The sequence below is a fragment of the Gynurincola endophyticus genome (assembly GCF_003991195.1).
GTDB lineage: Bacteria > Bacteroidota > Bacteroidia > Chitinophagales > Chitinophagaceae > Gynurincola > Gynurincola endophyticus.
Window position 1 is genome coordinate 785,541 of the sequence record NZ_RCWL01000001.1, and the last position, 21,833, is coordinate 807,373.

21 protein-coding genes are annotated in these 21,833 nt (G+C 39.0%); 16 read left to right on the forward strand and 5 right to left on the reverse strand.

Annotated features, from left to right (window positions below):
- Window positions 1–39 precede the first annotated feature (39 nt).
- From D9O48_RS03200 to D9O48_RS03255, 12 genes are all read left to right on the forward strand, one after another.
- Window positions 40–1,209, forward strand: coding sequence for a 2-isopropylmalate synthase (locus D9O48_RS03200; protein WP_126970500.1), 1,170 nt, complete (start codon window positions 40–42; stop codon window positions 1,207–1,209).
- Between the two features lie 42 nt (window positions 1,210–1,251).
- Window positions 1,252–2,652 carry a 3-isopropylmalate dehydratase large subunit gene (gene leuC, locus D9O48_RS03205; protein ID WP_126970502.1) on the forward strand — a complete coding sequence of 467 codons (1,401 nt, stop codon included), beginning with the start codon at window positions 1,252–1,254 and terminating at the stop codon, window positions 2,650–2,652.
- A 26-nt stretch (window positions 2,653–2,678) separates the two neighbouring features.
- Window positions 2,679–3,272 carry a 3-isopropylmalate dehydratase small subunit gene (gene leuD, locus D9O48_RS03210; RefSeq protein ID WP_126970503.1) on the forward strand — a complete coding sequence of 198 codons (594 nt, stop codon included), beginning with the start codon at window positions 2,679–2,681 and terminating at the stop codon, window positions 3,270–3,272.
- Between the two features lie 30 nt (window positions 3,273–3,302).
- Complete coding sequence (gene leuB / locus D9O48_RS03215; protein WP_126970505.1) at window positions 3,303–4,421, forward strand: 3-isopropylmalate dehydrogenase; 1,119 nt, start codon at window positions 3,303–3,305, stop codon at window positions 4,419–4,421.
- A gap of 296 nt (window positions 4,422–4,717) precedes the next feature.
- Complete coding sequence (ilvE, locus tag D9O48_RS03220; RefSeq protein ID WP_126970507.1) at window positions 4,718–5,590, forward strand: branched-chain-amino-acid transaminase; 873 nt, start codon at window positions 4,718–4,720, stop codon at window positions 5,588–5,590.
- Between the two features lie 19 nt (window positions 5,591–5,609).
- Window positions 5,610–7,292, forward strand: coding sequence for a dihydroxy-acid dehydratase (gene ilvD, locus D9O48_RS03225; protein WP_126970509.1), 1,683 nt, complete (start codon window positions 5,610–5,612; stop codon window positions 7,290–7,292).
- 35 nt (window positions 7,293–7,327) lie between these two features.
- Window positions 7,328–9,070 (forward strand): biosynthetic-type acetolactate synthase large subunit, encoded by a 1,743-nt coding sequence (ilvB, locus tag D9O48_RS03230; RefSeq protein ID WP_126970511.1) that lies wholly within the window; start codon window positions 7,328–7,330, stop codon window positions 9,068–9,070.
- Window positions 9,071–9,096: 26 nt separating this feature from the next.
- Window positions 9,097–9,651, forward strand: a complete 555-nt coding sequence (gene ilvN / locus D9O48_RS03235) for an acetolactate synthase small subunit (RefSeq protein WP_126970513.1) — start codon at window positions 9,097–9,099, stop codon at window positions 9,649–9,651.
- A gap of 62 nt (window positions 9,652–9,713) precedes the next feature.
- Entirely contained in the window at window positions 9,714–10,769 is a 1,056-nt protein-coding gene (ilvC, locus tag D9O48_RS03240; RefSeq protein WP_126970515.1) for a ketol-acid reductoisomerase, read from the forward strand.
- A 65-nt stretch (window positions 10,770–10,834) separates the two neighbouring features.
- Complete coding sequence (gene ilvA, locus D9O48_RS03245) at window positions 10,835–12,085, forward strand: threonine ammonia-lyase (protein WP_233589166.1); 1,251 nt, start codon at window positions 10,835–10,837, stop codon at window positions 12,083–12,085.
- 604 nt (window positions 12,086–12,689) lie between these two features.
- On the forward strand, window positions 12,690–13,349 hold the full coding sequence (locus tag D9O48_RS03250; RefSeq protein WP_126970519.1) for a response regulator transcription factor: 660 nt from the start codon (window positions 12,690–12,692) through the stop codon (window positions 13,347–13,349).
- Window positions 13,350–13,395: 46 nt separating this feature from the next.
- On the forward strand, window positions 13,396–14,175 hold the full coding sequence (locus D9O48_RS03255; protein WP_126970521.1) for an aminotransferase class IV: 780 nt from the start codon (window positions 13,396–13,398) through the stop codon (window positions 14,173–14,175).
- Between the two features lie 42 nt (window positions 14,176–14,217).
- On the opposite strand, the gene D9O48_RS03260 is transcribed toward D9O48_RS03255, so the two are convergent.
- Both D9O48_RS03260 and mqnB read right to left on the reverse strand, forming a co-directional pair.
- Window positions 14,218–15,048 (reverse strand): 1,4-dihydroxy-6-naphthoate synthase, encoded by an 831-nt coding sequence (locus D9O48_RS03260; RefSeq protein WP_126970523.1) that lies wholly within the window; start codon window positions 15,046–15,048, stop codon window positions 14,218–14,220.
- Between the two features lie 6 nt (window positions 15,049–15,054).
- On the reverse strand, window positions 15,055–15,708 hold the full coding sequence (gene mqnB / locus D9O48_RS03265) for a futalosine hydrolase (RefSeq protein WP_126970525.1): 654 nt from the start codon (window positions 15,706–15,708) through the stop codon (window positions 15,055–15,057).
- 97 nt (window positions 15,709–15,805) lie between these two features.
- On the opposite strand from mqnB, the gene D9O48_RS03270 reads away from it, so the two are divergent.
- The 4 genes from D9O48_RS03270 to fabD all read left to right on the forward strand — a co-directional run bounded on the left by D9O48_RS03270 (window position 15,806) and on the right by fabD (window position 18,238).
- Window positions 15,806–16,222 carry a 6-pyruvoyl trahydropterin synthase family protein gene (locus tag D9O48_RS03270; protein ID WP_126970527.1) on the forward strand — a complete coding sequence of 139 codons (417 nt, stop codon included), beginning with the start codon at window positions 15,806–15,808 and terminating at the stop codon, window positions 16,220–16,222.
- 9 nt (window positions 16,223–16,231) lie between these two features.
- The gene (locus D9O48_RS03275; RefSeq protein ID WP_126970529.1) at window positions 16,232–16,648 is read left to right on the forward strand and encodes a 6-pyruvoyl trahydropterin synthase family protein; all 417 of its coding nucleotides are present in this window, start codon (window positions 16,232–16,234) and stop codon (window positions 16,646–16,648) included.
- A gap of 18 nt (window positions 16,649–16,666) precedes the next feature.
- Window positions 16,667–17,263 carry a GTP cyclohydrolase I FolE gene (gene folE / locus D9O48_RS03280; protein ID WP_126970531.1) on the forward strand — a complete coding sequence of 199 codons (597 nt, stop codon included), beginning with the start codon at window positions 16,667–16,669 and terminating at the stop codon, window positions 17,261–17,263.
- 84 nt (window positions 17,264–17,347) lie between these two features.
- Window positions 17,348–18,238, forward strand: a complete 891-nt coding sequence (gene fabD, locus D9O48_RS03285; protein WP_126970533.1) for an ACP S-malonyltransferase — start codon at window positions 17,348–17,350, stop codon at window positions 18,236–18,238.
- Between the two features lie 389 nt (window positions 18,239–18,627).
- Here the strand turns inward: fabD and D9O48_RS03290 are convergent, their stop codons facing one another.
- From D9O48_RS03290 to D9O48_RS03300, 3 genes are all read right to left on the reverse strand, one after another.
- Window positions 18,628–20,025, reverse strand: a complete 1,398-nt coding sequence (locus D9O48_RS03290) for a S41 family peptidase (protein WP_126970535.1) — start codon at window positions 20,023–20,025, stop codon at window positions 18,628–18,630.
- A gap of 133 nt (window positions 20,026–20,158) precedes the next feature.
- The gene (locus D9O48_RS03295) at window positions 20,159–20,614 is read right to left on the reverse strand and encodes a GNAT family N-acetyltransferase (RefSeq protein WP_126970537.1); all 456 of its coding nucleotides are present in this window, start codon (window positions 20,612–20,614) and stop codon (window positions 20,159–20,161) included.
- Window position 20,615: 1 nt separating this feature from the next.
- Window positions 20,616–21,827: a trans-sulfuration enzyme family protein gene (locus tag D9O48_RS03300; RefSeq protein ID WP_126970539.1), complete on the reverse strand. Its 1,212-nt coding sequence runs from the start codon at window positions 21,825–21,827 to the stop codon at window positions 20,616–20,618.
- Window positions 21,828–21,833 lie beyond the last annotated feature (6 nt).

Sequence of the window (21,833 nt, forward strand, 5' to 3'; positions counted from 1 at the left end):
CTTTTTTAAAGCTTTTTTCAGAAAATTATTGATGCAGTTATGCCAGAGAATAAGATTTACATATTCGATACTACTTTAAGAGATGGTGAACAAGTACCAGGTTGTAAGTTAAACACGAAAGAGAAAATTGAAATCGCAATTGCTCTGGAAGAGTTAGGTGTAGACATTATTGAAGCTGGTTTTCCGATCTCATCGCCCGGAGATTTTCAGAGCGTGGCAGAAATCGGAAAAGTGGTTAAAAATGCGGTAGTATGCGGATTGAGCAGAGCTGTACAAAAAGATATAGAAGTAGCGGCAGAAGCATTACGTACTGCTGCGAGAAGAAGAATTCATACCGGAATCGGTACTTCAGATTTTCACATCAAATCTAAGTTCAATTCAAACAGAGACGAAATTTTAGAAAGAGCGGTACAGGCAGTAAAATGGGCACGTAATTTTACAGATGATGTAGAATTTTATGCTGAAGATGCCGGCCGTACAGACAATGAATATCTGGCGAGAGTAGTGGAAGCAGTTATTGCAGCCGGAGCTACTACCGTTAATATTCCGGATACCACCGGTTATTGTTTACCGCATCAATACGGTGAAAAGATTGCTTTTTTAAGAAACAATGTAAATAATATAGATAAGGCAATTCTTTCGTGCCATTGTCACAATGATCTTGGCCTGGCAACGGCAAACTCTATTGCAGGGGTGGCAGCAGGCGCGCGTCAGATTGAATGTACCATTAACGGTTTAGGTGAAAGAGCCGGAAATACTGCTTTGGAAGAAGTGGTAATGGTGATTAAACAACATCAGGCCAGCCTTGGTTTCTACACTGACGTAAACGCAAAAATGTTGAATCCGTTGAGCAGATTGGTTTCTGATACGATGCGTATGCCGGTTCAGCCAAACAAAGCGATTGTAGGAGCAAATGCATTTGCCCACTCTTCAGGTATTCACCAGGATGGTTTCCTGAAAGATGCACAAACCTATGAAATCATCAATCCTGATGAGGTAGGTGCGGAAGGTTCAAGAATTGTATTAACTGCAAGAAGCGGAAGAAGTGCTTTGGCACACCGTTTCCAGAAAATAGGTTTTGAATTTAACCGTAACGACATTGATGTATTGTACCAACAGTTTTTACAGGTTGCCGATACGAAGAAAGAAGTGCATAATGAAGATTTAGATGCGTTAGCAACTGCTTATCAAAAATCTGTTGTAGTTTAATCATTCAGCATCATTTGTAGCGTTTAAAGGAAAAGAATCACTATGGGTAAAACATTATTTGAAAAGATCTGGGATAAACACGTCGTTAAAGAAATCGACGGTGGCCCTTCCGTATTATATATCGATAAGCACTTCATTCATGAGGTGACATCACCACAAGCGTTCAAAGGCATCGAAAAAAGAGGAATGAAAGTATTCCGTCCTCAGCAAATCGTTGCTACTGCCGATCATAATGTACCGACATTAAATCAACACCTTCCGATTGGTGATGAATTGTCAAGAAACCAGGTACAGCAGTTAATTGAAAACTGCGCCAAACATGGGGTTGAATTATATGGCTTAGGCCACCCTTTTCAGGGAATTGTACACGTAATCGGGCCTGAGCTGGGCGTTACCCAACCGGGCATGACCATTGTTTGCGGCGACAGCCACACTTCTACGCACGGTGCGTTCGGAGCAATTGCTTTCGGTATCGGAACCAGTGAAGTGGAAATGGTAATGGCTACGCAGTGCTTAATGCAAAGCAAACCGAAATTAATGCGTATCAATGTAGACGGTGAGTTGAAAAACGGAGTAGTATCTAAAGACATTATTCTTTATATCATTGCTTTGATCTCCGCCTCCGGCGCTACCGGTTATTTTGTTGAATATGCCGGTTCTGCTATCCGCAGTTTAAGCATGGAAGCCAGAATGACTATCTGTAATATGAGTATCGAAATGGGTGCTCGTGGCGGAATGATTGCTCCTGACCAGATTACGTTTGACTATATGGAAGGACGTTTATTTGCACCTAAAGGTGCTGAATGGACTGCCAGGTTAGCTGAATGGAAACAATTATACAGCGATTCTGATGCTGTATTCGATAAGGAAATTAACATAGATGCTGCTGATATTGAACCGATGATTACCTATGGAACAAATCCGGGTATGGGCATCGGCATCACTAAAAATATTCCTTCAGACGCAACGCTGGATGATAATGAAAAGAGAAACTTCCTGAAGTCTTTAAATTATATGGGTTTACAACCAGACACTCCTATTAAAGACAGAAATATCGATTATGTTTTCATCGGAAGCTGTACCAATAGCAGAATTGAAGACCTGCGCATGGTGGCTGATTTTGTAAAGGGTAAAAAGAAAGCTGATGGGGTGGAAGTTTGGATAGTACCCGGTTCAAAACAAGTAGAATTACAAGCAAAAAATGAAGGCATCGACAAAATTTTTGAAGAAGCCGGATTTATGCTTCGTCAACCTGGCTGTTCAGCTTGTTTAGGTATGAATGAAGATAAAATACCTGCCGGAAAATATTGTATTTCTACTTCTAATAGAAACTTTGAAGGTAGACAAGGGCCTAATGCCAGAACATTCCTGGCCAGTCCTTTAACTGCAGCAGCAGCTGCAATTACCGGTAAAGTGGTAGATGTTCGTGAATATTTGAATTAATTGTTGAATACAGAAAAGTTTCTGGTATGAGTAAAGCTATTAATGAAGTAAAAAGTACAGTAGTTCCTGTTGATATAGAAAATGTAGACACAGATCAGATTATACCTGCACGTTTTTTAAAAGCAACGAGCAGAGACGGGTTTGGTAAAAATCTTTTTCGTGACTGGAGATATCATAATGATGACGAATCACAACCTAAAGCTGACTTTGTGATGAATGATCCGAAGTTTTCAGGTAAATTTCTGGTTGCCGGAAAAAATTTCGGTTGTGGATCTTCGAGAGAACACGCGGCATGGGCTATTAAAGATGCAGGTTTTGATGTGGTAGTGAGTTCTTTTTTTGCTGATATTTTCAAAAATAACTCATTGAATAATTTTTTACTGCCGGTGACAGTAAGTGAGGAGTTCTTATCAAAATTGTTTGCTGCAGTAAAAGAAAATCCTGCAATAGAAGTTCAGGTGTCGGTACAGGATCAGGTAATAGAAGTTCCTGCGTTAGGTTTGAAAGAACAGTTTGATATTAATGCATACAAAAAGACCTGTTTTTTAAACGGCTATGATGACATCGATTACCTGTTAAGCATCAAGCCTGAAATAGAAGCATTCGAACAAAGTAGATAAAAAATAAAGTATTATTCATATACCCATTTTATGGAAAAAAATATAGTTGTAATTGAAGGTGATGGAATTGGTCCTGAAGTGACCAGGCAATCAGTGAAGGTGTTAGACGCCATTGCTGAGCAGTACGGACATAAGTTCCATTATACTTATAGCCTGATGGGAGCTGATGCCATTGATAAAACAGGAAATCCATTGCCTGATGAAACAATTGAAGCGTGTTTACAGAGTGATGCTATCTTATTCGGAGCTATCGGCCACCCGAAATATGATAATGATCCTACTGCAAAAGTTCGCCCGGAACAAGGGTTATTGAAACTGAGAAAATCATTGCAACTATACGCAAATATCCGCCCTGTTACTACTTATAAATCATTGCATCATTTATCACCTTTGAAAACTAAAAATATAGAAGGTGTTGATTTTGTTATTTTCAGAGAGTTGACGGGTGGTATTTATTTCGGTAAAAAGGAAATCAACGAAGAGAAAACAATCGCTTCTGATGATTGTACCTACAGCCGTGATGAAATTGAAAGAGTATCACATCTGGCATTTCAATATGCACAACAAAGAAGAAAGAAACTAACACTTGTTGATAAAGCAAACGTGTTGGAAACTTCAAGATTGTGGAGAAAAGTTATTCAGGATATATCAAAACAATATGATGATGTTGCAGTAGACTTTTTATTTGTTGATAATGCTGCCATGCAAATCATCCTGAACCCTAAACAGTTTGATGTTGTATTAACAGAGAATATGTTCGGTGATATCATTAGTGATGAAGCATCTGTTATTTCAGGTTCATTAGGTTTGTTACCATCTGCTTCTATCGGTACCGGCGCTGCATTGTTTGAGCCGATTCACGGTTCTTATCCGCAGGCTGCAGGTAAAGATATCGCTAATCCGTTGGGATCTATTTTGTCTGCTGCAATGTTGTTAGATCATTTAGGATTAAGTGTTGAAGCAAAGGCGGTGAGAGATGGCGTTGAGTGGACATTGGTGAATGGTTTTGTAACAAAAGATATTGATCCGATTAACTATTATGCAACATCAACAATCGGAGAATTGATTTGTGATTTTGTTGCAAATAGAAATCCGTCTGAAGCGATTAATAAAGGAAATATCGAAGTTAGTCGTTCAACAATTATTTAAGATTTTCTTCGGCTTAAATAAACGAAACGAAATGCTTTCGTACACAATTTGGAGAAAAAAAAGTTGTTTGCTATAGTTCTTTTTATCAATTGGCGGGCGTATATTCGCATTATAACCTCAAATCATGTTGAGCAGTACTATACATATTACCAATTTGTTCGTGGCAGTAATTATTATTATTGTCGTGGTAATTCCTGCTCTGCACGGAGGTGGTTTATAGTTGATTATATTAAATGAATATACAGCGACCCGCCTCCAAAAGGCGGGTCGCTTTTTTTTGACCCAAACTTCACACTATGGCATATTTTAACAATGAAACTGTACTTTATTTCGATGGTCAGTTTTCAAAAGCAAGCGAAACAAAAATTGATTTATATAGTCAATCATTGCATTATGGTTATGCAGTGTTTGAAGGAATAAGATCTTATAAAACCGTATCCGGAAAAACAAAAATCTTAGAAGCTAAAGCTCATTATGATCGCTTGAAAAGATCTGCTGAAGCGTTGAATCTTCCTTATACCTACGAAACCGAAACGTTGATCCGGCATACTTATGATTTGCTTGAAAAGAATAATATACAAAACGCATATATAAGACCGTTGGTTTTTGCTCCTGATAATATGAGCTTTAATGCAAATAATGTTTCTCATCTGGTGATTCAATGTTGGGAACAACCTAAGTTTTTAGGAGAAAAATTATTAAGGGTGGGTATTTCAGGTTTTCAGCGTCCAAACCCACAAGCATTTAAGATTTATGCAAAAGCAGCAGGTCATTATGTGAATTCAATCATGGCTTCACAGGAAGTGAAGTCGAAAGGGTTTGATGAAGCATTGTTGTTAGACCAGCACGGATATGTAGCAGAAGGCCCGGGCGCAAATATTTTTATAGAGAAAGACGGTAAATTATTTACTCCTTCACTTGGTTATATTTTGCCGGGAATAACCCGCCAGCTGGTGATAGAACTATGTGAGGAATTAGAAATTCCTGTATTTGAAAAAGAAATTAACGTTTCAGAGTTGAAACAGGCAGATGCAGCATTTTATTGTGGTACTGCAGCTGAGGTCGTAGGGTTTGAAAGTATCGATGAATATAAATTTCCATTGAAATGGAGTGATTCGGTTTCAGCCAAACTTCAAAACGCATTTAATAAACTGGTGATAGCAGATTAAACAAATAAAGAATATTAAAATGACTCCTTTGAACAAATATTCCAGCACACTAACACAGGATGTTACACAACCAGCCGCACAGGCAATGTACTATGGTATCGGATTAACAGATGAAGATCTGGCAAAAGCACAGGTTGGTGTGGTCAGTATGGGGTATGATGGTAATACCTGTAATATGCATTTGAACGATCTGGCAAAAATCGTTAAGCAGGGTGTATGGGAAAATGATCTGGTAGGATTAATATTCAACACAATTGGTGTAAGCGACGGTATGAGTAACGGTACGGATGGTATGCGTTATTCATTAGTGAGCAGAGATATTATTGCAGATTCTATCGAAGCCGTTTGTGGCGCTCAATATTATGACGGTGTTATCGCAATTCCCGGATGTGATAAAAATATGCCCGGCTCCTTAATAGCAATGGGACGATTAAACAGACCTTCTATCATGGTTTACGGCGGTACTATTGCACCGGGGCATTATAAAGGCCAGGATTTAAATATTGTTTCCGCATTTGAAGCACTCGGACAAAAAATAGCCGGTAATCTGGATGAGAACGATTTTAAAAATATCGTTCGTCATGCTTGCCCCGGCGCCGGAGCTTGCGGTGGAATGTATACAGCTAATACAATGGCTTCTGCTATTGAGGCATTGGGCATGAGCTTACCTTATTCATCTTCTAATCCTGCACTAAGTGAAGAGAAAAAACAAGAGTGTACAGAGGCAGGTAAAGCGATCCGCATTTTATTAGAGAAGGATATCAAACCTTCTGATATCATGACACGTGAAGCATTTGAAAATGCAATTACGGTTATTATGGTATTGGGTGGTTCTACTAACGCTGTGTTGCACATGATTGCAATGGCTAAAAGTGTTGGAGTGGAACTGAGCCAGGATGATTTTCAGGCTAACAGTGACAGAATTCCTGTATTGGCAGACTTTAAGCCAAGTGGTAAATACCTGATGCAGGACTTACACAATCATGGTGGTACACCGGCTGTGATGAGATATTTGTTAGACAATGGTTTGATACACGGTAACTGCTTAACAGTAACCGGTAAAACGGTAGCAGAGAACCTGGCAAATATAGAACCTGTCAATTTCGAAACACAAAAAATCATAGTTCCGTTAGAGCAACCGATTAAACCTACCGGCCATTTACAAATTTTGTACGGCAATCTTGCCGAAGGCGGAAGTGTTGCAAAAATCTCCGGTAAAGAAGGCGAAACTTTTGAAGGTCCGGCAAGAGTTTTTGATGGTGAGTTTGAATTGATTGAAGGTATAAACAGTGGAAAAATTCAGCCGGGTGATGTTGTGGTGATTCGTTACGTAGGGCCAAAAGGCGGACCGGGTATGCCTGAAATGTTGAAACCGACCTCGGCAATTATCGGAGCAGGATTAGGTAAATCAGTGGCTTTAATTACCGATGGAAGATTCAGCGGAGGAACCCACGGATTTGTAGTGGGGCATATTACACCGGAAGCATTTGACGGTGGAGTAATTGCACTCGTAAAAGACAATGACCCTATTTTGATTGATGCGGTGAATAACAAAATTGTTTTAAAGGTAGACGATGCTGAAATCAAAGTACGTAAAGCTGCCTGGAAACAACCGGCATTAAAAGCTAAAAACGGCGTATTATTTAAATATGCCAAATCGGTTAAAAATGCAGCTGAAGGTTGCGTAACCGATGAAAACTAATTAACCAATAACATTGAGACTTTAAATATATAACAATGAGTACTATTTCTTCTACCACTGCCGCTGCTACAGCAACCGCAACCGAAATACATACGCTTTCAGGTTCGCAAGCAGTATTGGAAGCCTTCCTTGCTGAAGGTGTAGATACCATCTTCGGATATCCAGGCGGTGCTATCATGCCTATTTATGATGCTTTATATGATTATAACGATCGTTTGAACCATATACTGGTCCGTCATGAACAAGGTGGTATTCACGCTGCACAGGGATATGCACGTACCTCTGGTAAAACAGGAGTAGTGTTTGCTACCAGTGGCCCCGGTGCTACTAATCTCGTAACAGGATTAGCAGATGCAATGATTGATAGTACTCCGTTGGTTTGTATCACCGGACAAGTATTTGCACATCTCTTAGGTACTGATGCGTTTCAGGAAACGGATGTTATTAATATAACAACTCCTATTACAAAATGGAATTACCAGATCACTGATGCCAATGAAATTCCGGCAGTATTGGCTAAAGCATTTTATATCGCCGGCAGTGGTCGTCCGGGCCCGGTATTAATTGATATTGCCAAAAGTGCGCAACTTCAAAAAATCGAATATAAAGGCTATCAGAAATGTGATAATATACGCAGTTACCGTCCTAAACCGGTTATTCGTAAAGAATTCATTGCTGAAGCTGCTGCATTGATTAATCAGGCTAAAAAGCCGTTTGTGATTTTTGGACAGGGAGTGATTCTTGGCAGAGCTGAAGCTGAATTTAAAGCTTTTATCGAAAAAGGCGGTTTACCTGCCGCATGGACAATTATGGGATTGAGTGCACTTCCTTCTGATCATTACCTGAATGTAGGTATGTTGGGAATGCACGGTAATTATGGTCCGAATGTATTAACGAATGAATGTGATGTATTGATTGCTATTGGCATGCGTTTCGATGACCGTGTAACAGGGCGATTAGATAAATATGCAAAACAGGCAAAAGTCATTCACCTGGATATTGATCCTGCCGAGATTGATAAAAATGTACAGACCACTATTCCTGTTTGGGGCGACTGTAAAGATTCACTGCCATTACTAACTGCTTTAATTGAGAAAAAAGAACATAAGGAGTGGTTGCAGAAGTTCCGTCAGTTTGAACAGGATGAAATTGATCAGTGTGTGTATAATGAATTGAATCCTACCTGCGAAGAAATGACGATGGGCGAGGTGATTAAAACACTGAATGAATTAACCGGCAATGATGCAATTATTGTAACGGATGTTGGCCAGCACCAGATGGTGGCCTGCCGTTATGCAAGGTTTAAACAATCAAAATCTAATATTACCTCCGGTGGCCTCGGTACTATGGGATTCGGATTACCGGCAGCAATCGGCGCTAAATTCGGTGCTCCTGAAAGAACAGTAGTAACGATTATCGGTGATGGTGGTTTTCAAATGACTTTGCAGGAGTTGGGAACAATCATGCAATCGAAAGTAAATGTGAAAATATTAATTCTGAATAACCAGTTCTTAGGAATGGTTCGTCAATGGCAGGAATTGTTTCACGATCACAGATACTCATTTGTGAATATTGAAAGTCCGGATTTTGTTCAGGTAGCAAAAGGCTATGGAATTGCGGGAAGAAGTATAAAACAAAGAACTGATCTGCAAACTGCATTAAAAGAAATGATAGACCATGATGGGGCTTATTTACTCGAAGTATTCGTTGGTAAAGAAAATAATGTATTCCCGATGGTTCCGCAAGGTTGCAGTGTAGCCGAAATCCGTTTGAAATAAAAATAAAACCGCTAGTAGCATTGATCATGAAACAAGAATTCACTATAACAATATATACTGAAAATCAAATCGGCTTATTGAACAGAATAGCCATTATGTTTTCAAGAAGAAAGATTAACATCGAAAGCTTAAATACTTCTCCTTCTGAAGTAGAGGGTATTCACAGGTTTACCATCGTCATCAATGAAGATGAAGATGCTGTTCGTAAAATCGTAAAACAAATAGAAAAGCAGGTAGGTGTTATAAAGGCATACTTTAATAAGCCGGATGAAATTGTTTGGCAGGAACTTGCTTTGTATAAAGTAGCAACGGATGTAATTGCAGAAAAAGTAGTAGTGGAAAGATTATTAAGACAATACGGTGCAAGAGCTGTAGTGATCAGAAAAGATTATACAGTGTTCGAAGCTACAGGCCAGCGTGAAGAAACAGATCGTTTGATAGAAGTATTAGGCGAATACGGATTAATTGAATTTGTAAGAAGCGCCCGTGTTGCAATTATCAAAAACAGTAAAGGCTTTCACGAAAAACTAAAAGAGTTTGAAAGCTTACAACCCGGTGAATATACCGTAGATAGTATTTAATTCAAAAACCATAAAGTGCTAAGATATCTTGGCTTTACTCTCAAAAAATAAATCTAAAAAAAATGGCAAAATTAAATTTCGGCGGAGTGGAAGAAAATGTGGTAACTCGTGATGAATTCCCTCTTTCAAAAGCGCAAGAAGTTTTAAAAAATGAAACTGTTGCTGTTATCGGCTACGGTGTACAAGGTCCTGGTCAGGCATTAAACCAAAAAGATAATGGTATTAATGTAATTGTGGGTCAGAGAAAAAATTCTAAAACATGGGATAAAGCTGTTGCTGACGGTTTTGTACCGGGAGAAACTTTATTTGAAATTGAAGAGGCGTTACAACGCGGAACTATAATTTGTTATTTATTAAGTGATGCTGCACAGATCCAGTTATGGCCTACTGTTCAAAAACACTTAACACCGGGTAAAGCTTTATATTTTTCTCATGGTTTTGGTATTACTTTCAATGAGCAAACAGGTATTACTCCTCCTGCTGATGTAGATGTATTTTTAGTGGCACCAAAAGGTTCCGGTACTTCTTTAAGAAGAATGTTCTTACAAGGACGCGGTTTAAACTCAAGCTATGCTATTTACCAGGATGCAACCGGTAAAGCAAAAGAAAGAGTTGTTGCATTAGGTATCGCTGTTGGTTCTGGTTATTTATTTGAAACTGATTTCAAAAAAGAAGTTTATTCAGACTTAACCGGTGAAAGAGGAACTTTAATGGGAGCTATTCAAGGTATCTTCGCAGCACAATACCAGGTGTTACGTGAAAACGGACACACTCCTTCAGAAGCGTTTAACGAAACTGTTGAAGAACTAACACAATCATTAATGCCTTTAGTAGCTGAGAATGGTATGGACTGGATGTATGCCAACTGTTCAACTACTGCACAAAGAGGTGCTTTAGACTGGTGGAAAAAATTCCGTGACGCTACCTTCCCCGTATTTAATGAGTTGTATCAAAGTGTTGCTACAGGTAAAGAAAGCCAACGTTCTATCGATTCAAACAGCCAACCTGATTATCGCGAGAAGTTAGAAGCTGAACTGAAAGAATTACGTGAAAGCGAAATGTGGCAGGCGGGTAGAACTGTAAGAAGTCTGCGCCCTGAAAACCAAGCCGGCAAATAATCGAATTATCATAATAAGGGATGTCTGGCTTTGCCGCATCCCTTTTTCAAATACAGCTATCACTCATGAATCCAACCACTCAAACGGCATTTGAATTTCATCAGGCTGCCTTACGTATTAAAAACGTAGTAACAAAAACCCCGTTGAGTCTGAACCGTTCCCTATCTAAAAAATATCAGGCAAACGTTTATCTGAAAAGAGAAGACCTGCAGGTAGTAAGATCGTATAAATTACGCGGCGCTTTTAATATGTTGAGCTCACTGCCAAAAGAACAACTGGAAAAAGGAGTTGTATGCGCCAGTGCAGGAAACCATGCACAAGGATTTGCGTTCTCCTGTAGAATGATGAATATAAAAGGTGTTGTATTTATGCCCATCATTACCCCGAACCAAAAAGTTACACAAACGAAAATGTTCGGAGAAGATAATATTGAAGTGCGCCTGATCGGCGATACCTTTGATGATTGTGCTGTTGCTGCAAAAGAGTTTACCGAAGCAAACGGAATGACGTTTATTCCACCGTTTGATCATCATAAAATTATTGAAGGACAAGGAACTGTTGCCCTTGAAATTTTTGAGGAACTACCTCAAACTGATTTTCTCTTCGTGCCTCATGGTGGAGGAGGTTTAAGTGCCGGTGCAGGAATGTTTTATAAACAATATTCACCGCAAACACAGATTATTGCCGTTGAACCACTGGGAGCAGCTTCTATGACTGCTGCATTGGCTAACAATGGACCGGTTACGCTCGACAGAATTGAACGTTTTGTGGATGGTGCCGCCGTAAAAAGAGTAGGGGAACTTACTTATCAAATTTGTAAAGATGTTATAGATAAAGTGCAAACGGTTCCTGAAGGACGCGTTTGTTCTACTATCTTGAAATTATATAATGAAGATGCGCTGGTAGTAGAACCGGCCGGCGCTCTTTCAGTTGCTGTGTTAGAAGATTTTGCTGATGAAATTAAAGGCAAAAATGTAGTGTGTATCATCAGCGGTTCAAACAACGATATTGACCGTTTACAGGAAATTAAAGAAAGAAGCCTTCGTTATGAGGGACTGAAACACTATTTTCTCATACGTTTCGCCCAACGCCCGGGTGCATTGAAAGATTTTTTGAATAAAGTACTCGGACCCAACGATGATATCACCCGTTTTGAATATATGCAAAAGCATAATAAAGAAACAGGACCGGCACTGGTTGGTATTGAATTAAAAGACAGGAATGATTATCAGGCACTTGTAGAAAATTTAATAACTTATCAGATCAACTATACTGCATTGAATGAAGATGATGATTTGTTTAGTTATCTCGTTTAATCAATTGAGAATTAAAAATTGAAAAATATGAGAGTGCAGCTTATCTTTCAATATTCAATTAAAAATAAAAAGGCAGATCTCTTTTCAGGATCTGCCTTAAATTTTTTTGAAGCCTATAACTTAATCGGCATTCATCAGATTGGACTTTTTAAATGGTTTTCCAGCTTTTCATAGGAAGTTTGGCTGGTTTTTTCGAAAATTGGATTTATAATGAACTACTATTCTCTTTAGTGAAAGTTGATTGATACTGGATTTTAGCGGTTCATAGAATATTAAAAATTTTTGGACGGTTTAGTCAGGACTTTGGATGGTTAGTTGCTAACTGATCAATCAACTTACAATACAAAGATAGGTGTGGATAAAAAATTAGACAAGAGCAGAATTGACCAATTTTATACTTTCAGAATTTACGTGTATATTGGTGATCGTACGAGCGGAAATATGTAAATACCCGAAAAGTGGTATAGTAAATCTACGGGGGACAACAAAATAGCCCTGTATATATTAAAAGTTTTAAATTTGTGCCTCAAAATATCGTATTTATAACATAATAAGGTATGTACTTTTTACGTTCGCTATTGAAAAATTTAACCCCAGTCCTCAGATGAGCCAATTAGACACCATTAAAGTTGCCATTGCTGATGATCATGCTTTATTCAGATCTGGAGTGAAAACTGCATTGTCTGTAAAAAAAGATGTGGAGTTGATTGCTGAAGCGGATAATGGAATGCAACTTATTAATTTACTGAAACATATAGAGCCGGATGTAATCTTGTTAGATATTCAGATGCCCATCATGGATGGCATCCAGACACTTCCGGAAATCAGAAAAATCAGACCAAATACGAAAGTGATTATTTTGTCGATGCACAATGATCACTCAATGATTTCTAAGCTGATGGAAATCGGCGCAAATTCTTATCTGACTAAAAACTCAGACTCTGAAACCATTTACCAGGCAATCAAAACCTGTTATGAACAAGAGTTCTTCTTCAACGAGTTAACCAATAAAGCCTTGTTGACCGGCCTTCGTACAAAACGTAATGATGTTTCTACTCAACAGGATGTTGCATTAACAGACAAAGAGTTAAGAGTATTAAAGTTGATGTGTGAAGAGAAAACCACGAAAGAAATCGCAGATATTGTAGATATTAGTCCCAGAACAGTAGAGGCGATCAGGGATAAGCTCAAATCAAAAATCGGAGCCCGGAGTATGGCCGGTTTGGTAATGTATGCGGTTAAAAATGGAATAATCGAACAATAATATTGTAATTTTATCATCAGGCGACGTTAAGTCGCTTTTTTATTTCATGCAATATTATTTGTTTGACCAGCATTTAGAAAGAATGCCGGAGGCCATGTTGCCGTTAAATATAAGAGGAGTCCGTTTCGGCGAAGGCTGTTTTGAAACAATGTGTTTTGTGAACGGCAAAATACGGTTGGGTGCACTCCATTTAAAGCGGTTACAACATTCAGTATCGGAACTGGAAATTCAATTACCAGTACTTTTTACTATACAATGGTTGCAACAGCTCTTAACGCAGTCTGTTGACCTATACCAAAACTGGAGGATAAGAGTTACGATTTATCATGGGGGAATTGATTTTAATATCAACCCTTCTCCTGCATACCTGTCTATAGAAATACAACCTTATCACCCGCCTAAAAAAGAAATCATCGTTTCAGCACTGTATCCTGTACAACCGGCTTTATATGCATACGGGGCACATAAGTCGCTGAATTATCAGTTGTATACTTATGCAATACAATATGCAGCCAGAAAAGAAGTGGATGATGTATTATTGGTAAATCATCAACAACAAATCATTGAATCGTCTATAGCAAATGTATTTGTGGTAAAAAAAGGAGAATTACTCACTCCTCCATTAATAACCGGCTGTATTGCTGGCGTTATGAGAGAAAATATTATCATGAACTTTGGTGCGGACGAACAGATGATTACAATTAGCGGGTTGGATGAGTGCGAAGAGATTTTTTTGAGCAACGCCTTAGGAATCAGGTCGGTAAAGGAATGGAATGGTAAAAAACTCGCACAAACAAAAGCTGATGAGATCAGAAATAGTTTATAAGCAAAAACCTGAAGCATTTTCTTCAGGTTTTTTTATTGAGTTTTACCAATATATATCGTCGGCTTTGATCGATAGCTGATTCATTCTTTCGTATTCTTCTATAAATGAGTGAATAGCCTTTTTTCCTGTTTCACCTAAGTCTTTAGAATATTCATTCACATATAATCCGATATGCTGCCGCATTACTTCATCAGACATAGCCTGTGCATGCTCCTGAATAAAATCACTGAGTAGCGGGTATTGGTGATCGCTGTATAAAATACTTTGCACAATCAGTTGATTTAACTGTTGCGCTATCTTTTTATCAACAGACTGGTGTACAACAATTCCTCCTAATGGAATAGCGCTGCGGGTAGTTTCTTCCCAATAAGCGCCGAGGTCAATTATTTTGTGCAGGCCTTTCTGCTGATAAGTAAACCTGTTTTCGTGTATAATAACACCTGCATCCACCTCACCGTTTAAAACTGCCGATTCAATTTCATGAAACAGCATAAAGCGTTTTTGGGTAACCTCCGGAAAGGCTTTTGAGAAAAGAACATGTGCGGTGGTATGACGACCGGGAATAGCAACCGTCCAGTTACTGCTATCTGCCATATTTTTTTCGGGCGTGCGGGCAATTAACAAAGGTCCTACACCCACGCCGAGTGCTCCGCCAGCGTTCAACAGTTTATATTGATCGAGCAATAGCGGTAATACGCCGTAGCTGACCTTAGAACATTGTAATTTTCCTTCCAATGCCCATTCATTCAGGGTTTGTACATCTTCAAGGTGCACGTCGAAGGATAATCCTTCCGTGTCAATTTTATGATTAACAAGCGCGTCGAATATATAAGTGTCGTTGGGACAAGGAGAGAAGCCTAAACTTAGTTTCATCAGCAATTAATTAAAGAGTCCGTTATTTAACAAGTCTATACAGGTTTGGTTCACCGCATGAATGGCGGGCGGGATACTCCATTGTTTTTTATCACGCACTCCCACCAGATTAGAAATAGCCCGGAGTTGTAGAAAAGGAATATTATTTTCGAGCATTACCTGATGAAAGGCGGCGCCTTCCATCGATTCAATAGCAGCCTGACAGGTGTTTTTATAACGGTCGATGGTGTTGGCGTCGGTTGAAATTTCGTTTACCGAAACAGCAGTAACTGCGGGCATTCTCAAATACAAATTATCGAGATGCGGATTGGTTAATTTTTTATCGTTGAAAGGAAATTGATCGGGATCCGCGAGGCGAAGATCAAACAGGTCTTTCCATTGATGATCTTCCCACACGCCCAGGTCGCCTGTAATTTCGTGTTGTACGGCTACAACAGCATTGAGCGGTAGATTTGTGTTAAAACTGCCGGCAATTCCGATCAGAATACAGGCATCGGGCTGATGTTGAAAAATTAATTTTTGACATTGTATGGCCATGTTTACCAATCCTACCCCTGTATGTAGTGTAATGAATTGATCATTAGCTCGTTGGAAGTCTTTCAGAGCCGGGGATAATTCAAAAGGAGTAGCGGTAATTAAAGCAATTTTTCGACTTGTCATGGGTGCTAAATTACGTAATTTGAAGCAGGCAGCAGAGAACAGTGGTGGTTGATTTTTGGTAAAACGTTACCTTTGCGCAAATTTGAATTCGCAACCAATGGTTTATCTCACAAGGATTGAGCATTTTAACGCTGCACACAAACTCTATAATCCGAGCTGGACGCCAGAGCAGAATGAGCAGGTCTTTGGAAAATGTGCAAATGAAAACTGGCATGGTCATAATTACGAATTGTATGTGACAATCAAAGGAATGCCGAATCCGGACACGGGTTTTTTGTTTGATGTGAAAAAATTAAGTAGCATCATTCAACGGGAAGTACTGGAACATTTAGATCATAAAAATCTAAATCTCGATGTACCTTTCATGCAGGGAAAAATGTGTTCAACCGAAGTATTGGCAATTGCCATTTGGGACCAGTTGGCACCACATTTACCCGAAGAAGTACAGTTACATTGTATTAAGTTATACGAAACACCGAGAATATATGTAGAGTATTTTGGTGTTACCCGCTAAAACAATTTTATGCCAAACAAAGTAGCCGTTTATAGACGAGAACATTTTAACGCAGCGCATCGGCTTTTCAGAGCCGACTGGAATGATGAGCAGAACTTCTCGGTATTTGGTAAATGTGCTAATCCGAGTTTTCATGGCCATAATTATGAATTGGAAGTAAAAGTAGTGGGTGTACCGGATAGTACAACCGGTTTTGTGATTGATTTAAAAGTGTTGAGTGATATTATTCAGGAAGAAGTGATTGAAAGATTCGATCACCGGAATCTGAATTTAGACACGCCTTATTTTAAAGAAGTAAATCCTACTGCTGAAAATATCTGTATCGTCATTTATGAATTGTTAAGAGGTAGGATAGACGCTGATTTAGATATTCAGGTACGATTATATGAAACGCCGAGGAACTTTGTAGAGTACCCGGTGTTATAATAATATAAATACAAGAAAATGGCATACGAAAAAAAGGAAAGTTATGATCCTGATGTAACCAGACAGTTGGTAGAACATTACCAGCAAACCTTGTCTTTGTTAGGAGAAGATCCAGAGCGTGAAGGATTAATAAAAACTCCTGAACGTATGGCAAAGGCAATGCAGTACATTACACAGGGATATCAGTTAGATGCCAAAGCCATACTGGAGTCTGCTAAGTTTCATGAAGATGTTAGTGAGATGATCGTTGTAAAGGATATTGAGCTGTATAGCATGTGTGAGCATCATTTATTACCTTTTTTCGGTAAAGCGCATGTAGCGTATATTCCTAATGGTTATATTACAGGATTGAGTAAAATAGCCAGGGTTGTAGATGTATATGCAAAAAGATTACAGGTGCAGGAACGCTTAACTACGCAGATTTTACAGGCTATTAAAGAAACTTTAAATCCTCTGGGAGTTGCAGTGGTAGTAGAAGCTTCGCATCTTTGCATGATGATGCGTGGTGTGCAAAAACAAAATTCTGTAACCACCACTTCTGCTTTTTGGGGAGAGTTTGAAAGAAATGAAACCAGAAGTGAGTTCTTAAAATTAATATCTTCATCATTACACTAATCAATAAAATATTATTGATCAGGTTTCGTTTTTACGTCGATGTAAGATAAGGTCAACAAAAAAGAAAAAAACATCATAGTTAATATGAAACAAGCGTTTGTATTTCCAGGGCAAGGGTCCCAATTTCCTGGCATGGGAAAAGAGCAGTACGAGCAGAATGCATTTGCAAAGAAGTTGTTTGAACAGGCGAACGAAATTTTAGGTTTCAGAATTTCTGATATCATGTTCAATGGTACAGAAGAAGAACTTAAACAAACAAAAGTAACGCAGCCGGCAGTGTTTTTACACTCTGTGATCTCTTTTAAACAAATCGAAGCTAACCGCCCTGAAATGGTGGCAGGACATTCATTAGGAGAGTTTTCTGCATTAGTAGCCAATGGCGTATTGAGTTTTGAAGATGCTTTAAACCTGGTAAGTATCCGTGCACAAGCTATGCAGAAGGCATGTGAAATTACACCTTCTACTATGGCAGCAGTATTAAACCTTTCTGACGAAAAAGTAGAAGAAGTTTGTGCTGCTGTACAAGCTGAAACAGGCGAAATTGTTGTGCCGGCGAACTATAACTGTCCCGGACAACTGGTTATTTCAGGAACAGTAAAAGGAATTGAAGTAGCTTGTGAAAGAATGAAAGCAGCTGGTGCCAAAAGAGCATTGGTTTTACCGGTAGGAGGAGCTTTCCACTCTCCACTGATGGAGCCGGCAAAAGAAGAACTGGCAGCGGCTATTGAAAACACCACTTTTTACAACCCTGTTTGCCCGGTTTACCAAAACGTTGTAGCCCGTGCAGTGATGGATAAAGAAGAGATCAAAAAGAACTTAATAGATCAGCTAACGGGTGCCGTAAAATGGACACAATCTGTTCAGGCCATGATTGCTGATGGTGGTTCTAAGTTTGTAGAAGTGGGGCCTGGTAAAGTTTTACAAGGCCTGATTTTAAAAATTGACAAAACTGTTACTGTAGAAGGTGTGAATTAATCTTTTCAGAATAATAAAGTATATTAAAAAGCCTTCCCGTTAATGCCGGGAAGGCTTTTTATTTCAAATAACTTTAGTAATAGCTTATCTTATTAAGATACAAAAAAATGCAGAAATTAGCAAATGGGTGAATTATTTTATATGTATAATATTGTTTTATAGATGATTGTGAATTTATTTTGAAATATTTTAGCTTATTGCAGCTTTTGAGAAACATCATTTGTCTTATAAAGTATCAGCCACTTATTATTTGGATATCTGAGCCTTATTTAAAAGGTTAGAAAATAAGAAACCGCCTTCGTACTGGGGCGGTTTTTTTATTGTAATTATTCTGATGGAAAATAGAAGGTAATTAAAAAAGGATGTATCAATTGATACATCCTTTTTCTTTATTGTTTTATTTCAATTGCAGATCTTAACTGCTGCAGTTTGTTGTTGTCTAGCTCCCGTACATTTCCGTATGGATTTTCTTTACTCAGTTTTTGATTGAACAGATTCATATTTGCCGCAATACGTGCCTGGTCAGCATTATTTACTCTTGTGCCGCTGCCCGATCCTGTAATCAGTTCAATTGCTTTTTTAAAACAGTTTTCGTTCACATTCCCCCAGTTATAGTCAACGCCATCGTAAGCGAGGTAATTAGGTGCAAAGCCGTCGAAGTAATTACCGCTGCCTGCTTTGTTGATTGTTCTGATAGATACAGGGAATATGTAATAATCAGCTACGGAAACAGCAAAATAACCTACAGGTTTTCCGTGCGTGGTATCTCCGATCAGTTTTACATTCAGGTATGGTTTGATTGAGTTAATCACCGCTTCACTGGCACTGGCTGTATTTGCACCGGTAATAACATAAAGATCTGTGAGATTTAAGCTTCCTTTCTTTTTAACAGCTACAGTAGTATCCCAATCTCTGAAGTATTCGCTGAAAATATCTTTGGTTAATACTTCACCGTTATGGCCCGACGGCACCAGGTATTGTAATAAGTCGTTTGATAACTTCGTATATCCGCCTCCATTGTACCGGAAGTCGATTACTAAATTGTCTATATTTTCATTAGCAAATTTATTAAACACAGTTGCAAATTTGTTCATTGCCTGTGTGGTATCACCAAGGAAACTATTATATACTAAATAGCCTATTTTTTTACCATTGATAGAATAAACACTGTCGAGTGCAAACGGATTTTGTGTGTAAGTAGCGGCAGAGATACTTACAGTTGTTGTATTGCTCAACTCATCTACTACTTTCAGGTTTACTGAAGATGAATTATAAATTGCATTCACCACTGCATTAACGTTTGAATAAGCAACGTTTGTACTACCGTTGATTTCAGTGATGCGGTAACCGCGTTTCAACCCCTTTGTTGCAGCCGGACCGTTTCTATCTATGTTACGTATTCTCAGATCATTATTAGACAGATAAAAGATGTCTAAACCGAAGTCACCGGCGATACCGCCTGAAACATTGTCCCATTCTGATTTTACTACGGCAAAACTCCATCTGTCAACGGGGCCGCTAAAGCCGGGTTCGATACTATAGTTTCTGATCCATCTCATAAAGCTGTTCAGGTCGTTATGACTGTAGCTGTAATTTTCGGGAAGTTTGCTGGTCCATAGATATAACTGGTGCGAATAGGCCGCAGAAGTATCAATGATTTTCCGGAATCTGATTTGTTCTGCTGTGAGGTTTCCATTATTATTATCATCGTCAGGGTCAGGATTGCTTTTTTTCGAGCAAGCTGTTACTGCCAGGTATAGAAACGCCAATAATATTAGTTTTCTCATACAATTTGGTTTATGTCGGTTTTTGAGTCTGTTATTACTTGGTTTAGCATCCCAGACGATATTTAAGTTAATGATAGTTTACCTGATCACCATGCACAAATTCAGCCAAAAAAACTTAGCCGGTGTGAATCATTTATAAATCAATGGCACAATTAACCCACTCCGGATCAAAGCCTGCAGCATTCTTTTTATAGAATTTAATAGCCGGTTCGTTCCATTCCAATACCTGCCATGTGATACCATGAAGGTTTTTTTCTTTTGCTTCTTCCACCAGGCGGTCAAATAGTTGTTGGCCGATACCTTTTCCTCTCAGCGCTTCTGTTACCAGAATATCTTCAAGGTACATTCTTTGTCCTTTCCAGGTACTGAAACGGATATAATATAGTGCAAACGCATGAATGGTGTTGGTCTGAAGGTCTTCTGCAACGAATGCCCACCATACAGGTGCTTCTCCGAAGCCGCTTTTTTCAAAATGTTCTAAAGTAACCGTTACTGCTTCAGGAGCTTTTTCGTAAACGGCCAGTTCCTGTACCAGTTCAAGAATTCTTTTACAGTCTTTTTTCTCAGCTCTTCTTATCGTAATATTCATTTTAGTTAATTGCTTGTTCTAAATCGTTGAGGATATCATTTACGTCTTCAATACCTACACTCATTCTGATTAAACCGTCGGTAATACCGTATGCTTCTTTTTTCTCTTTAGGTACACTAAAATGTGTCATAGAGGCCGGGTGACATAACAGCGTATCGCAGGTGCCCAGAGAAACGGCACGGGTACACATTTTCAGCTGATCCATCATTTTTTTTCCACCTTCAAAGCCAGCTTTTAGTTCAAAGCTGAGTACGGCACCGGCGTGTTTCATTTGCTTTTGGGCAAGAGAAAAGTCAGGATGGCCGGGTAATCCGCAATAATTTACTTTTCCGATTTTCGGATGTTTATTCAGGTATTCAGCAATGGTAGCGGCATTGGAGCAGTGTTTATCCATTCTCAGCGGTAAGGTTTTCATACCGTTATTGAGTAAGAATGCGTCAAACGGGTTACCATTTGCGCCAAGGTTTTTATAGATGCGATAAGCTTTGCTTTGCATAAATTCTGTATCCCGCCCTAAAAAAGCACCACCGATAGCGGTACCGTGTCCGTTTAAAAACTTTGTTGTGGAGTGAACGATAAAATCTACCCCAAAACTAAACGGCTGTTGTAAGTAAGGAGTGGCAAAAGTATTATCACAGGCTACTCTAACGCCATATTGATGTGCGAGTGCTGTGAGTGCGGCAAGATCCACACATTGAAGGGTAGGGTTAGCCGGTGTTTCCAGATATAGTAAAGCGATATCTTTATTATTTTTGAAAGCGTCTTCTGCTTTCTGAAGATCTTTTAAGTCAACGATAATAGCTTCAATGCCGAGATCGGGTAAAACAGATTCGATCATGTCTTGTGTGCCTCCATATAATGAGTAGTGCGTAAGTACTTTATCACCTTTTTTTAGTGTACTCAACAATAAAGCACTGATGGCTCCCATACCTGAAGCACAAAGAAAAGCTTTGGCTGTGAGGCCGGCATGTCCCCATGTTTCCAGAGCTGCAATTTTTTGTTCTACTTCTGCGAAAGTCGGGTTTCCCCAGCGTGAGTAGATAAAACCTTCTTCTTGCCCGCTAAACCTTTTCATTCCCTGTTCGGCTGTATCAAATACAAATGTAGAGGCAGCATAAACGGGGGTTAAATGGCTGTATTTTGGATCTTTTTCATGACCGGCGTGGATGGCCGCTGAATTAAAGCCGGCGTAGGGAAACTTCTTATGATTCATAAAATG

Excerpts from the sequence above, each read along its gene's own strand:
- D9O48_RS03200 (WP_126970500.1), top strand. The coding sequence starts at position 40 with ATGCCAGAGAATAAGATTTACATATTCGATACTACTTTAAGAGATGGT.
- leuC (WP_126970502.1), top strand. The coding sequence starts at position 1,252 with ATGGGTAAAACATTATTTGAAAAGATCTGGGATAAACACGTCGTTAAA.
- leuD (WP_126970503.1), top strand. The coding sequence starts at position 2,679 with ATGAGTAAAGCTATTAATGAAGTAAAAAGTACAGTAGTTCCTGTTGAT.
- leuB (WP_126970505.1), top strand. The coding sequence starts at position 3,303 with ATGGAAAAAAATATAGTTGTAATTGAAGGTGATGGAATTGGTCCTGAA.
- ilvE (WP_126970507.1), top strand. The coding sequence starts at position 4,718 with ATGGCATATTTTAACAATGAAACTGTACTTTATTTCGATGGTCAGTTT.
- ilvD (WP_126970509.1), top strand. The coding sequence starts at position 5,610 with ATGACTCCTTTGAACAAATATTCCAGCACACTAACACAGGATGTTACA.
- ilvB (WP_126970511.1), top strand. The coding sequence starts at position 7,328 with ATGAGTACTATTTCTTCTACCACTGCCGCTGCTACAGCAACCGCAACC.
- ilvN (WP_126970513.1), top strand. The coding sequence starts at position 9,097 with ATGAAACAAGAATTCACTATAACAATATATACTGAAAATCAAATCGGC.
- ilvC (WP_126970515.1), top strand. The coding sequence starts at position 9,714 with ATGGCAAAATTAAATTTCGGCGGAGTGGAAGAAAATGTGGTAACTCGT.
- ilvA (WP_233589166.1), top strand. The coding sequence starts at position 10,835 with ATGAATCCAACCACTCAAACGGCATTTGAATTTCATCAGGCTGCCTTA.
- D9O48_RS03250 (WP_126970519.1), top strand. The coding sequence starts at position 12,690 with ATGAGCCAATTAGACACCATTAAAGTTGCCATTGCTGATGATCATGCT.
- D9O48_RS03255 (WP_126970521.1), top strand. The coding sequence starts at position 13,396 with ATGCAATATTATTTGTTTGACCAGCATTTAGAAAGAATGCCGGAGGCC.
- D9O48_RS03260 (WP_126970523.1), bottom strand. The coding sequence starts at position 15,048 with ATGAAACTAAGTTTAGGCTTCTCTCCTTGTCCCAACGACACTTATATA.
- mqnB (WP_126970525.1), bottom strand. The coding sequence starts at position 15,708 with ATGACAAGTCGAAAAATTGCTTTAATTACCGCTACTCCTTTTGAATTA.
- D9O48_RS03270 (WP_126970527.1), top strand. The coding sequence starts at position 15,806 with ATGGTTTATCTCACAAGGATTGAGCATTTTAACGCTGCACACAAACTC.
- D9O48_RS03275 (WP_126970529.1), top strand. The coding sequence starts at position 16,232 with ATGCCAAACAAAGTAGCCGTTTATAGACGAGAACATTTTAACGCAGCG.
- folE (WP_126970531.1), top strand. The coding sequence starts at position 16,667 with ATGGCATACGAAAAAAAGGAAAGTTATGATCCTGATGTAACCAGACAG.
- fabD (WP_126970533.1), top strand. The coding sequence starts at position 17,348 with ATGAAACAAGCGTTTGTATTTCCAGGGCAAGGGTCCCAATTTCCTGGC.
- D9O48_RS03290 (WP_126970535.1), bottom strand. The coding sequence starts at position 20,025 with ATGAGAAAACTAATATTATTGGCGTTTCTATACCTGGCAGTAACAGCT.
- D9O48_RS03295 (WP_126970537.1), bottom strand. The coding sequence starts at position 20,614 with ATGAATATTACGATAAGAAGAGCTGAGAAAAAAGACTGTAAAAGAATT.
- D9O48_RS03300 (WP_126970539.1), bottom strand. The coding sequence starts at position 21,827 with ATGAATCATAAGAAGTTTCCCTACGCCGGCTTTAATTCAGCGGCCATC.